Here is a 12,819-nt window from a genome sequence, read left to right on the forward strand (position 1 = left end):
TTGCTACTTTTGGTAGAGATCAACAGAGTAGTTCTCTTAAAACACTCATTGAAGGCGCCTTGGCAGAGTGGCTATGCAGCGGATTGCAAATCCGTGGACCTCGGTTCGACTCCGGGAGGCGCCTCCATTCTCTTTCTTCTTTTTGTCTAGGCAAAGGGAAGAGTAGAAGAATGACAATGCGATACTAGCTCAGTTGGTAGAGCGCAACCTTGCCAAGGTTGAGGTCATCGGTTCGAACCCGATGTATCGCTCCAAATTATTCAGATATGGTAATTACGATATCTCAGTGTAAAAAGCATCAACTCAAAACCAGCGAAAGCTGGTTTTTTTGTATCTGAAAATTGATAAGTTTATTAATCTTTCTATCTTCAATGGGTTATATCAGTCACTTTTAGGTATGGGGCTAGCCTTGATAGCATCGAAATATGTTATCAAGGCTTAGCTATTTGAGGGAGTGTCGTAGTATTGATAACAGCTAAAAAGATCGTACTGCCGCTGCGGCAATGATTCCTGCTGCGATTGCTGGTAGAGGTTTTTTGACGACGAACATGACGAGTGCTGTAGAAAATAGTGCCGCTCTAGCTCCGTTGTCACCTTCTACGGCAAGAGGTGTTAGAAGGGCGACTAATACAGAACCTGACATCGCTGTAATAAAACGTTGAACACGCTCGCTAATTGGAACAAATGACATGACATACACACCACCCCAGCGTGTTGCTAATGTGACTAATGCCATTGCAATGATTATCAATAATGTACCACCAACATTTGTTTCGATATTCATGATTTCTTCTCCTTCCAACAAGCTCCCAAGATTCCACCTGAGATAGCACCAACTACAACATGGCTGTTTTCAGGTAAATACCAATATGCCAACATTGAAGATGCTGCTGCTGAGGTCCAAATAGTAAAAATTCTTAAACTTTTAGGTCCAACGACGACCATGGAAAGTAAAAAACAACCCATAACCATATCGAGACCAAGGCCGACAGGATCTTGGATTGCGCTACCAAAGTATATGCCAACCCAAGTGCCAATGATCCAAAACGACCAAAGTGCTAAACCACCACCAACGAGCAATCCAAAACCGGGCTCCTTCCTCCCAAATGCATGGAGTGCCATTGCCCAGTTTGCGTCCGAAGCTATCAACATCACACCATATCGTTTTGTCGGAGGAAGTTGACGTAACCAAGGATATAGTGTCGCCCCCATCAAAAGATGACGAGCATTGATCGCGAATACGGTAATAAGAACTGGAATAAGGGGTACTTCTGCTCCCCACATATCCAACGTAGCAAACTGTGAAGCACCTGCAAAAACAAGTGTGCTCATTAACATAGTTGGAAATGCATCTAGTCCAGTCTGTACAGCAGCAACACCGAATGCGAGGCCAAATACGATCACAAACATAGAAAGAGGAAGAAGCTGTGTGAAGCCGTTCCAGACGTCGATACGTGTAAACTCGTGTAACTCAGTCGAGGAGCGTTGAAGGTGTTGAGTATTTTTTGTCATAGAGGTACCTAGCCAGCAGGCAATGGGGCAGATCCATTGAAAGATCTTGTTGTTATTTTGTAAACTGCATGTTTAACATCAATTGGTTAGGCTTTCAAACGTTATGTCGTAGATAAAATACCTGATCGGTGGCGAAGGCCGAATCTAGAAAGCTTAATTTAATCAATAACATGTCCAAACTATTAAATAAGAAATCGAGCACGCGGCTCCCTGTTTCATTCTTCTAGGAAGATCGAATAGTTTTCTTTACCTATACATGAGGGTTTGCACTGTCACAAATTGTGTATAACTCAGGGAAGGCAGTATCTGAGTACGTGATTTAGACCAGATCAAGCTTAGTTTGAAGCGACTCATTACATCTTTGGAAATAGGCAACTGACCTAGATCACGGCAAGTTTGATTCGTTGTTTCAGAACCTTGTGATGCGTCTTGAGTTGTAAAATGTCTCTTCTCAATGTCTACGGTTACTAAGCAAACAAATACACCTGTTAACTGACCGAGATGTATGTAAATGGAGTGGGGGGAGTGTTGGAAAACAGCGGTTGTGATTCGAATCATTAAGTTATTCATATTTATACATAGTTGATCATGAAGCTGTAACCCTTTCATACCATATTACACTTCTTGTGCAATTAAATGAAAATGATTGTCATTCAATTATGTTGTTGCTAATCTATTGTGAAAATTTACAACACAATGATTGATGCACTAAAGTGTATATAAAACCCCGCTAAACCCTATCGAAACTACGGTTATTCGTTTGCTTTGCGTTAAAATTAAGCACATCTACCTCTTTTGTTCTACCCCTTTCGGGTAGTTCGATTTCGTAATTGATTTACATCATATTTTCATTTTCTTTCATAATTCATTATTCGGTTAGTTAAGAAATATATAACCTTCAGGAATTCTTATGAGCAAGATGAAGCTAGTCGTAATCGGTAATGGGATGGTAGGTCATCGCTATATCGAAGATTTAGTCGAGAAGACAGATGTTGCGAACATGGACATTACTGTGTTCTGTGAAGAGCCACGTGTTGCGTACGATCGTGTACACCTTTCTTCTTATTTTTCACACCATACTGCGGATGAACTTTCTTTAGTTAAAGAAGGTTTCTACGAGAAACACGGCATTAACATGCTGATCGGTGAGCGTGCAATTAACGTTAATCGTGAGAAAAAAACAGTTTACTCGAGCACTGGCCGTGAAATTCAATACGACAAACTTGTTCTTGCTACTGGCTCTTTCCCTTTCGTTCCGCCAATTAAAGGCAACGAAGGTAAAGACTGCTTTGTTTACCGTACCATCGAAGATCTGAAAGCTATTGAAGCAACCGCTAAGAATTCAAAATCTGGTGTTGTTGTTGGTGGTGGTTTACTTGGTCTTGAAGCAGCAGGCGCTCTAAAAGCACTTGGCGTGACAACACATGTGGTTGAGTTTGCTCCTAAGTTGATGGCTGAGCAACTTGACCTAGCTGGTGGTAACCAACTTCGTCAAAAAATCGAACGTATGGGCGTAAACGTACATACAAGCAAGAACACGCTTGAAATTGCTCCTGAAGGCACTGAAGCTCGTAACGTAATGCGTTTTGCTGACGGAACAGAACTTGAAACAGATTTCATCGTATTTTCTGCTGGTATTCGTCCACAGGACAAACTTGCTCGTCAAATGGGTTTGGGTATTGCACCTCGTGGCGGTATCGAGATCAACGATCACTGTCAAACAACGGATAAAGATATCTATGCCATCGGCGAGTGTGCGTCTTGGAACCAAACTTTCTATGGCCTAGTGGCTCCAGGTTACAAAATGGCGACTGTTGCAGTCGATCACATTGTAGGTAACGAAAGCACATTTGAAGGTGCTGACATGTCTGCGAAGCTTAAGCTTCTGGGCGTAAAAGTAGGTTCAATCGGCGATGCAAATGGTCGAACTCCAGGTTGTAAGAGCTACGTTTATCAAAACGAAGAGCAGGAAATTTACAAACGCCTAATCGTTTCTGAAGACAACAAGAAGCTTCTTGGTGCAGTAATGGTAGGGGATACTTCTGATTATGGTGATCTTCTTCAACTTATGTTGAACGAAATCGATCTACCAGAACACCCAGATGCATTGATTCTTCCTGCTCATGCGGGTGCAGAAAAACCAACCCTTGGCGCGGATTCTCTACCTGAAACTGCAGTTATCTGTTCTTGTTTCGATGTAACCAAAGGCAAGATTGCACAAGCGGTTGCTGAAGGTCATCACACAATTGGTGATATTAAAGCAGTAACAGGCGCAGGTACTGGCTGTGGTGGTTGTATCCCGTTAGTAACTTCAGTACTAAATGCTGAACTTGCTAAAGCAGGTGTTGAAGTAAAAAATGACGTTTGTGAGCACTTTGCTTACTCTCGCCAAGAGCTTTTCCATCTGATCCGTATAGAAGAAATCAAAACATTCGATGAACTACTAGAAAAATACGGTAAAGGCTACGGCTGTGAGGTGTGCAAACCTCTAGTGGGTTCTATTCTTGCTTCTTGCTGGGGTGAACACATCCTTAAGCCAGAGCTAGTGAAACTGCATGATACCAATGACAATTTCCTGGGTAACATCCAGAAAGACGGTACTTACTCAGTTATTCCTCGCATGGCGGGTGGTGAAGTAACGCCTCAAGCTCTAAGTGTTTTGGCTGATGTTGCGGCTGAGTACAACCTGTATACCAAGATCACAGGTGCACAGCGTATCGGTCTATTTGGTGCTCAGAAAGATGACTTACCAGCAATCTGGAAGAAGCTAATTGCTGCAGGTTACGAAACGGGTCAAGCTTACGCAAAAGCACTACGTATGGCTAAGACGTGTGTAGGCTCAACGTGGTGTCGTTACGGCGTTCAAGATTCAGTTGGCCTAGGCGTGATGATCGAGAACCGTTACAAAGGTATCCGTACGCCTCATAAGATGAAGTTTGGTGTATCTGGCTGTACTCGTGAGTGTGCCGAAGCGCAAGGTAAAGACTTAGGTATCATCGCAACGGATGCTGGTTGGAACATGTATGTATGTGGTAACGGTGGTATGAAGCCTCGTCACGCAGACCTACTAGCAAGCGACCTAGACCAAGAAACGCTGATCAAATACATCGATCGTTTCATGATGTTCTACATCCGCACGGCTGCGCCACTGCAACGTACTTCGGTATGGATGGATAACCTAGAAGGTGGTGTTGAATATTTACGTGAAGTCATTGTTGACGACAAACTTGGCCTTAACGATCAACTTGAAGCTGACATCGCTGGCCTAGTTGATAACTTTGCTTGTGAGTGGACTGATACTATCAACGACGAAGCTCAACTTAAGCGCTTTGCCCACTTCATCAATGCCGATGACCGTGATGAGAACGTTGTATTCGTTGATGATGGCCGTGAACAACACCGCCCAGCAACATTCACAGAAAAACACCCAGAAGCGAAGGGCGACATCCTTCACGTTGAACTGGTTTAATTGGGAGACGACATCATGGCATTTACCAAAGTTTGTAAGATCGAAGATATTATTCCAGGTACCGGTGTTTGTGCATTGGTTGGTGGTGAGCAAGTTGCTATTTTCCGCCCAACTAAAGCCGAAGAAGTGTTTGCTATTAGTAATACTGATCCGTTTTTCCAATCAAACGTTTTATCTCGTGGTTTAACGGTTGAGCACAAAGGTGAGCTTTGGGTGGCGAGCCCACTTAAGAAGCAACGCTTTAATCTCACAACTGGCGTGTGTATGGAAGATGAGAGCTTCAGCGTAAAAGCGTACAAAGTTCGCGTAACTAAAGGTGCGGTTGAAATCGCTGCTTAGTTTAACATCGACCTAGTCAGTTAAATCGCAAGATTCGATAGATCAAGGGTTCTAGTTCCCGGTATTGCCTTAATTCGGCAACTAGAACCTTTTCCTATCCAATTTTTACTTTTAACTTTTTAAGGACAACCTTATGTCTCCTGATTTCAAACCAGCTGAATTCGTTCAAACGATGATCGATGTGGGTGAAGCTAAAACAAAGACAAGTACGCGTGATCTTCTGATTCGAAGTACAATGGCAGGTATCATTCTATCTCTTGCTGTTGTTGTTGCTATTACAACTATCGTACAAACAGGTATTGGTATTGTTGGCGCACTAGTGTTCCCAGTCGGATTTGTTATTTTAAGTGTGATGGGTTACGACTTGGTTACTGGCGTATTTGGCTTGGCACCTCTAGCGAAATTCGACAATCGCCCTGGCATTACTTGGGGTCGTGTTTTACGTTGTTGGGGCCTTGTTGGCCTTGGGAACCTAATCGGTTCTCTAATTGTCGCTTTCCTTGTTGCAGTATCACTAACGGGTAATTTCTCCCTTGAACCAAACGCAGTTGCTCAAAAGTTCATTGCTGCTTCTACTGGTCGTAGCTTAGGTTTTGAAAACATGGGCATGGACGGGTGGATCACGTGTTTCGTGCGCGGCATCTTCTGTAACCTAATGGTATGCCTAGGTGTGATCGGTAACATGACTGCGCGCACAGTGTCTGGCCGTGTAGCGATGATGTGGTTCCCAATCTTCATCTTCTTCGCACTAGTCTTTGAGCACACAGTAGTAAATATGTTCCTATTCCCACTAGGTATGATTCTTGGCGCTGACTTCGGTATCGCAACTTGGTTGAACTTCAACCTTATCCCAACCATCCTAGGTAACATCGTTGGTGGTCTTTTCTTAGCATGTGTTCCTTTGTTCCTAACACACGCTAGAACTGCTCCTTCTCTAGGTGCTAAGTAATTGACTACCTCTGTTGAATAGAGCTAGCAGTTAAAACAAAATTAATCAGCCCCTCGCATCATGTTTGGGGCTTTTTTGATCGTATTTCGAAGTTAAGACTTAGCCTATTGGGAGGCCTAATAACCATCGATGTTAAGGGAATCGATGATCTATTAGGGCCGTAATAGATTGTTTTGTTATATAAACTTCTATCTTGTTTAGAATTAATCGTGAAGTTTTATCGAAACAACTGGTAGTCTAGAGGTAGGGATATTGGTAACTCATAGAATTTTGCTGTGGGTGGCTAAACAGAATTAAGCTTGAAATATAACAAGCTAACTTTCGGAGCAAAGCATGTCAGAAGTATCGCCATCGAATGTTAATACAGGAAACAAAGGATTTGTTTCATTAGTGGGTGCGGGTCCAGGTGATCCCGATTTATTAACGGTTAAAGCGGCGCGTGTTATTCAACAAGCCGATGTTTTGGTTTACGACCGTTTGGTATCAAAAGATATCTTGGCTATGGCAAACTCAGAGGCAGAAATGCTGTATGTGGGCAAAAAGCTAGATCACCACTGTGTACCACAAGATCAGATCAACCAACTACTTGTTACTAAAGCGCAAGAAAATAAGCACGTAGTGCGCCTTAAAGGTGGAGATTCGTTTATCTTTGGGCGTGGTGGTGAGGAGTGTGAAACACTTGCCGAAAATGACGTAAAATTTGAAGTCATTCCTGGCATTACCGCTGCAGCTGGTGCCACTGCCTATGCTGGTATTCCACTGACGCATCGAGATCATGCGCAAAGCGTTCAGTTTATTACGGGCCACCTGAAGAAGGATGGCGAAGATATTGACTGGCGTTCACTTGCTCAACACAACCACACCATCGTGTTTTACATGGGCTTAAAAGAGAGCCCTAATATTCAAAAGAATCTGTTTGAGAATGGTATGCGTGCTGATATGCCTGTTGCCATTATTGAAAATGGTACACGTAAGGAACAGAAGGTGTTTCGCGGTGGGCTAAGTGACTTGGCGAATTTAGCTAGTCAGGCAAAAAGCCCAGCTTTGATTGTTGTAGGCAGTGTCGCTCAACTTCATGAAAAGCTAGCTTGGTTTAAAGAACAAGTTTAGCGTGTAACTGGTAACTGGTAACTGGTAACTGGCTCAATGCTTAATCAAGTCAATAGATAGCCGACTTGCTCTCAGGTTGACTAAAAGCGGATTAAATACTGCAGCGGCTATTTTGTCGCTGCATTTCTTGCTGTCTCATTGGCATCTCGTCAATGAGGTTGGTAAGCAAATTCCAATCTGTTTTTCCATTCCATCTATGTTTTTCTTTTCCGTCTTTTCCTATTAAAACAGCCGTATGTGACCCTTTAGGGATCTGATAGCTGCTGGTAACGGCCTTTAGATTGAACTCTTCATTTAGCCAAGTCGGAACGGTGTAACCACTTTCTGCAATTACCATGACGACGACATCTCGCTCGTCCAATTGACAATTATTAATTAGAACTTCGTTTAAAAAGTCTTTAACCACTGAGTCTTCAGTGGGAGCAAAATAAATCACACTTCGATGTGGTAAAACTTTTGAATGAGAGTAGGCAGGATAAGCAAAGGCCGAGTTGATCGTTAAGCTCATAATTAATACCGTACTGATAGTCAGTAGTGTTAGTAGCGAAAACCACCAACTTGTGTTGTATGAATCGCTTGTTCCTCGCCATCGGCTTGGTAGGACGATGTTTGAGAATGATTTGAGTATCTGTCGTTGTTGCATAGCCAAACTCCATTTAATAAGCCTTTGCTCAAGAGCGAACTAACAACTCTCTCTATAAAGTGTAGAATCCAACACCACTACATTCCAATTCTATCGGGGAACATCGAGCATAGATCGCTTTGGTATAGGTGAACTTACGTTAACGATAGCCAACAGGTTCATTTTATTAAATAAAGCGACTCGCATTTCACAATTGAATAGAATAGGGTATACGGAAAATCTAAAGGTATGAATTTATGGAAAATATAGCAATTTTGGTCGACGTTCAGAACGTTTACTATACGACACGCGATAAATACCGTTCTAACTTCGACTATAACCAGTTTTGGTATGTTGCCACGGAAGGACGTAACGTAATTGCAGCCAATGCCTACGCTATCTCTAGTCAAGATCCTAAACAGCGTCAATTTCACCATATTCTTCGCGGTGTTGGCTTTAATGTGAAGTTAAAACCGTTTATCCAGCGCCGAGACGGCAGCGCAAAAGGGGATTGGGATGTAGGCATTGCGTTAGATGCGATAGAACTTGCCGAGACGGTTGATACAATTGTTTTGGTATCAGGTGATGGTGATTTCGAAATCTTGGTTGAACGAATTAAAGAGCGCTTTGGTAAACCTGTTGAAGTATACGGCGTTCCCGGATTAACGGCTCAAAATCTTATCGATTCTGCCTCAAAATTTGTACCGATTGAAAAAGATTTCTTACTATAAGAGAAATCTCGCATTTTATAATTGAAATCAATAATAACGATAATTAGAATGCAAACTATTATTATTTATCGGTTTGTATGATGTCGCGCGTTTTAGTTGTTGATGATGATATTCAGTTATGTGAATTGTTGGGTGAAGTGTTGGAGAATGAAGGGTATCACGTCGATACCGTTCATTGTGGTGAGTCTGCGCTTGAGTTTATCCAATCTCATCCCGTTGATTTAGTCTTGCTTGATGTAATGCTACCTAACCTCAGTGGGATACAAGTGGCAAGACGCATTTGTCAGCGTTTCGCAACGCCCATTCTCATGTTGACGGCTCTTAATGATGACGCTTCAATGTTAGATGGTTATCAAGCTGGCGCAGACCAATACATAGCCAAACCTTTCAACGTTCCTGAGTTGTTGACTCGCATTAAGGTTATCTTACGAAGAGTAGGATTTGAACGTCAGAGGCAATCTTTGGCTTCATCCAATCAGGGATTAGGCGAGCAGTTGGCTCGTTTACCGTTAACCGGTACTGAAAAAGACTTGCTCGATTATCTCGTTAAAAATGATGGCATCGTTGTCTCCAAATCTGATCTCCAAATCCATGTACTTAAGAAAGAACTGTGTCCTTTTGATCGTAATTTGGACATGCATATCAGCAATATACGCCGAAAGCTTGTGCAGGCGGGCTTGTCAAAACAACATATTAAAACTGTTCGTGGTAAAGGTTACAGTTACCTAGAGTCGTTAGGAGCATGAGTAAAAAACTGCTGCGTTGTCCTGACTTTATCGCCAAGCGTAAAGATGGTTTAACATTCCAACTTTTCTCGTACCTGACGATTATCATTATCAGCATTTTTATTTTCCAAGCTGTAGCTGAGAAGGCCTTGATGAAGGCATTACTAAAAGTCCCAGACTCTGTGAAGCACGAGATGCTAGACCTCGCATATCAAGCTAATGTGTTAATCGAAGAAGGGGACATGGATGAACTTGCCGACTGGGCAAACGCTCAGCAGTATTACCTATTTGTTTTGGGAAAAGACAATCACCCGATCACACATAGGCACATGCACCCACACTTTGAATTCAAGTTGCGTTTCTTAAGAACGTTAGATCATCAATTGGATGCCGTTGTGAATCGGCCGATATTTGGCCTACCTTTAAATGACGGTAAAAGCCTAGTTATCCAATTACCGCACCGGTTCCATCCCGCTAAGTCGTTTGGTTTGTACTCGTCCTTAATGAAGGTCTTTATCGCTTTCATCATCCTGTCTTTGTTCTCTTTAATTATGGCGCGTAGGCTACAACAACCTTTGGATCGTTTGCGAGAAGCGAGTCGACGTTTAGCGGAAGGTGACTTCTCGGTACAAGTCGTCTCTGAATTGAAATCAAATACACGAGAATTTAATGAATTAGCAGTGGATTTTGATCACATGACGTTTGAGATCAAATCTCTCGCAGAGAAGCAGCGTCGATTAATACGAGATGTCTCTCATGAACTCAGGACTCCATTAGCAAGGCAGAACCTCGCATTGCACTTATTGCGTAATAAAGTTGATGAGAAGAGTATAGGCTTACTAGATCGTATGGAAAGCGAAACAGAAGAGATGAATAAGCTGGTGGGCGAAATACTCGAGTTTAGCCGCTTAGAAACCTCTCGTTATGATTCTAAATTTAGCCTGATGCACCTCGAGCACTATTGCTCGATGTTGATCGCGCAGATGCAAAACGACTTAAAACCGAATCAAACTTTGGTTAGTGATCTAACGATGCCTACGCCGATGGTTAACGTTGATGAGCGACTGCTTTTAAGAGTTATTGGAAATTTGGTTGGTAATGCTATTAAGTACGCTGGCGAGAATGCTCATATCGTTATATCAACGCGCGAACTCGTTATCGATAAAAGTTACAGTGTCATATGTGTCGAAGATGATGGCGAAGGCATTCCTCATAGCAAGATTGCAGGCATTTTTGACCCGTTTACACGGATAGAGTCAGCCAGAGATAAACAATCCGGTGGTTACGGCTTAGGCCTTGCGATTGTTAAAGAAGCAATGGGCGTGATGAATGGGCACGTTACTGCTGAGAATAGAGACAGTGGAGGCCTTAGAGTAAACCTGATGTTCCCAATCGCCGATTAGCTGCCCGTCCCTGTAAAACAATACACAATAAAAAACGCCACTGCAGATGCAGTGGCGCTTTATTTTTATCAGCTAAGGCATAGCCATTAATTACGCCTTAACTTAAAAGCAAGAGCATCAAAGAAGCTAGATTATGCCTGTTGGCGTGCTAGTTTAACTTCTTCTTCTTTCTCGCCAGCTGCTGGGTCGTTAAAGCGAGCTTCGTCGAAAGAACCTTCAGACTTCGCAACGATGATCGTTACGGCACTATCACCTGTGATGTTTACTGCTGTACGAATCATGTCAAGAAGACGGTCAACACCCATGATAAGCGCGATACCTTCAAGCGGTAGGCCTACTTGGTTCAATACCATCGCCAGCATAACAAGGCCAACACCTGGAACACCCGCTGTACCAACAGACGCTAATGTCGCCGTTAGGATAACCATCAGGTAGTCACCCATAGTAAGGTCAATGTTGTATGCCTGTGCGATAAACGCTGTCGCAACACCTTGCATGATAGCCGTACCATCCATGTTCACAGTTGCACCTAGGGGTACAGTGAATGATGCTACTTTATTGTCTACACCCATGCGGTTCTTAGCTGTTTCCATTGTTACTGGAATGGTTGCGTTCGAAGAAGCCGTTGAGAATGCAAACATGATTGCATCTTCCATCTTACGTAAGAACGTAATAGGACTTAAACCGGTGAAACCTTTCAACATCGCACTGTAGGTAACCAAACCGTGCAGAAGTAGGGTACCAGCAAGCACTAAGAAGTATTCTGCTAAGTTCCAAATTGCACCTAAGCCAAGACCTGAAAACAGTTTTGCCATTAAGAAGAACACACCGTAAGGAGCTAGGTTCATTAGTAGCGCTACTAGCTTCATGATAACTTCATTCAGATCTGAGAAAACCGCAGCGATACGTTCGCCTGGCTTACCTGCAGCACTAATAGCAATACCAAACAACACGGCAAAAACGATAACTTGCAGTGTTTTTCCTTCAGCCATCGCCTGGATAGGGTTAGTAGGGAACATGTCGATGATGACTTGACCCAAAGATGGTGCGTCCGCTGACTTGAAAGAGCTTGCAGCAGTAAGATCTGCACCTGCTCCTGGCTGGAATAAGTTACCGATAGTCAGAGCCAGTGTGATAGCAACGGCAGTCGTACCGATATAAAGTGCTAACGTCTTACCGCCCATACGACCAAGAGTTGATAGGTCTTTCAGTGAGCTTGTACCACACACTAGTGAAACGAAGACTAGTGGAACAACAAGCATTTTCAAACTGGCGACAAAGATTTGTCCGCCTACTTCAAAGAGTCCGTTAACGATGTAGTTGTTAACAAATCCGCTGTCTGCAAAAAGAGATTGAATGGCAAATCCCGTAAATATACCTACGACCATACCGAGGATAACTCGTCCAGTCAGAGACATAGGTTTCTTGGTATTCATTTAGAACACTCCTTATTATTTATAACTTTGACACCTTTTCAAAGTGAGCAGGAGATTAGCAGTCGGTTGATTAAATCGAAAAACAAAAAATTGCTTAGGCATTATAGATGTGATCAAAATCACTGATAAATTTGTAAAATAAACAAGTGTAATCAAACTTATTCACTATTTATTTACATTTATCGAGGCTTTTATACATAAAAACATCGTTTCAAAGGTAGTAAATAAGATAGAAGGTTTTCTTATCGGTTTTGGGGTTGGATTGATGGAGCAAATAACCTTGTAATAAAGTGTTGTGCACTTATTTGTGAATGAATCATTAAGTCAGAGGATCAAATGATGTGTTGAACGACAATTTCTGGTGGAGAGGACAAAGTCTTTCTAAGCGCTTTACAAAACTTTACGAATGCAAAGAATGTAAATTTAATGCAAATGGTAATAATTATCACTTATATTCACCTCCGAAATGACTCAGTGGTACCGGAAACGGGACAACAACGGACACAACAAAATAAAAAGTGTT

Annotated in this window: 11 protein-coding genes and 2 tRNA genes; 9 read left to right on the forward strand and 4 right to left on the reverse strand. The window is 42.5% G+C overall.

Annotation, left to right across the window (positions count from 1 at the left end):
* The first annotated feature begins 53 nt into the window (after positions 1-53).
* A tRNA-Cys gene (locus L8S15_RS07320) sits at positions 54-127 on the forward strand.
* A 51-nt stretch (positions 128-178) separates the two neighbouring features.
* Positions 179-254: transfer RNA gene (locus L8S15_RS07325), tRNA-Gly, on the forward strand.
* 221 nt (positions 255-475) lie between these two features.
* On the opposite strand, the gene L8S15_RS07330 is transcribed toward L8S15_RS07325, so the two are convergent.
* Together L8S15_RS07330 and L8S15_RS07335 are read right to left on the reverse strand one after the other, a co-directional pair.
* The gene (locus L8S15_RS07330; RefSeq protein WP_010429877.1) at positions 476-784 is read right to left on the reverse strand and encodes an AzlD domain-containing protein; all 309 of its coding nucleotides are present in this window, start codon (positions 782-784) and stop codon (positions 476-478) included.
* On the reverse strand, positions 781-1,512 hold the full coding sequence (locus L8S15_RS07335; RefSeq protein WP_010429875.1) for an AzlC family ABC transporter permease: 732 nt from the start codon (positions 1,510-1,512) through the stop codon (positions 781-783). Before L8S15_RS07335 ends, L8S15_RS07330 begins: the two co-directional genes overlap by 4 nt.
* 910 nt (positions 1,513-2,422) lie before the next feature.
* On the opposite strand from L8S15_RS07335, the gene nirB reads away from it, so the two are divergent.
* From nirB to cobA, 4 genes are all read left to right on the forward strand, one after another.
* On the forward strand, positions 2,423-4,981 hold the full coding sequence (nirB, locus tag L8S15_RS07340) for a nitrite reductase large subunit NirB (RefSeq protein WP_016799333.1): 2,559 nt from the start codon (positions 2,423-2,425) through the stop codon (positions 4,979-4,981).
* Between the two features lie 15 nt (positions 4,982-4,996).
* Complete coding sequence (nirD, locus tag L8S15_RS07345) at positions 4,997-5,320, forward strand: nitrite reductase small subunit NirD (RefSeq protein ID WP_016792855.1); 324 nt, start codon at positions 4,997-4,999, stop codon at positions 5,318-5,320.
* 133 nt (positions 5,321-5,453) lie between these two features.
* Complete coding sequence (locus L8S15_RS07350; RefSeq protein WP_280572315.1) at positions 5,454-6,269, forward strand: formate/nitrite transporter family protein; 816 nt, start codon at positions 5,454-5,456, stop codon at positions 6,267-6,269.
* Positions 6,270-6,602: 333 nt separating this feature from the next.
* Positions 6,603-7,379 (forward strand): uroporphyrinogen-III C-methyltransferase, encoded by a 777-nt coding sequence (gene cobA, locus L8S15_RS07355; RefSeq protein WP_016767164.1) that lies wholly within the window; start codon positions 6,603-6,605, stop codon positions 7,377-7,379.
* A gap of 91 nt (positions 7,380-7,470) precedes the next feature.
* Here the strand turns inward: cobA and L8S15_RS07360 are convergent, their stop codons facing one another.
* A complete protein-coding gene (locus L8S15_RS07360; protein WP_016789134.1) occupies positions 7,471-8,022 on the reverse strand; it encodes a DUF4174 domain-containing protein in 552 nt (183 codons plus the stop codon).
* Between the two features lie 236 nt (positions 8,023-8,258).
* Here L8S15_RS07360 and L8S15_RS07365 point away from each other — a divergent pair, with 236 nt between their 5' ends.
* The 3 genes from L8S15_RS07365 to L8S15_RS07375 all read left to right on the forward strand — a co-directional run bounded on the left by L8S15_RS07365 (position 8,259) and on the right by L8S15_RS07375 (position 10,860).
* Positions 8,259-8,732, forward strand: coding sequence for an NYN domain-containing protein (locus L8S15_RS07365; RefSeq protein ID WP_010429860.1), 474 nt, complete (start codon positions 8,259-8,261; stop codon positions 8,730-8,732).
* An 80-nt stretch (positions 8,733-8,812) separates the two neighbouring features.
* Positions 8,813-9,478 (forward strand): response regulator transcription factor, encoded by a 666-nt coding sequence (locus tag L8S15_RS07370; RefSeq protein WP_016785287.1) that lies wholly within the window; start codon positions 8,813-8,815, stop codon positions 9,476-9,478.
* Positions 9,475-10,860, forward strand: a complete 1,386-nt coding sequence (locus L8S15_RS07375) for a sensor histidine kinase (protein ID WP_010429856.1) — start codon at positions 9,475-9,477, stop codon at positions 10,858-10,860. Before L8S15_RS07370 ends, L8S15_RS07375 begins: the two co-directional genes overlap by 4 nt.
* Before the next feature lie 131 nt (positions 10,861-10,991).
* Here the strand turns inward: L8S15_RS07375 and L8S15_RS07380 are convergent, their stop codons facing one another.
* On the reverse strand, positions 10,992-12,296 hold the full coding sequence (locus tag L8S15_RS07380; protein ID WP_010429854.1) for a dicarboxylate/amino acid:cation symporter: 1,305 nt from the start codon (positions 12,294-12,296) through the stop codon (positions 10,992-10,994).
* Positions 12,297-12,819: the final 523 nt, after the last annotated feature.

The sequence above is a fragment of the Vibrio sp. S/42/10 genome, from assembly GCF_029890535.1.
Lineage (GTDB): Bacteria > Pseudomonadota > Gammaproteobacteria > Enterobacterales > Vibrionaceae > Vibrio > Vibrio cyclitrophicus.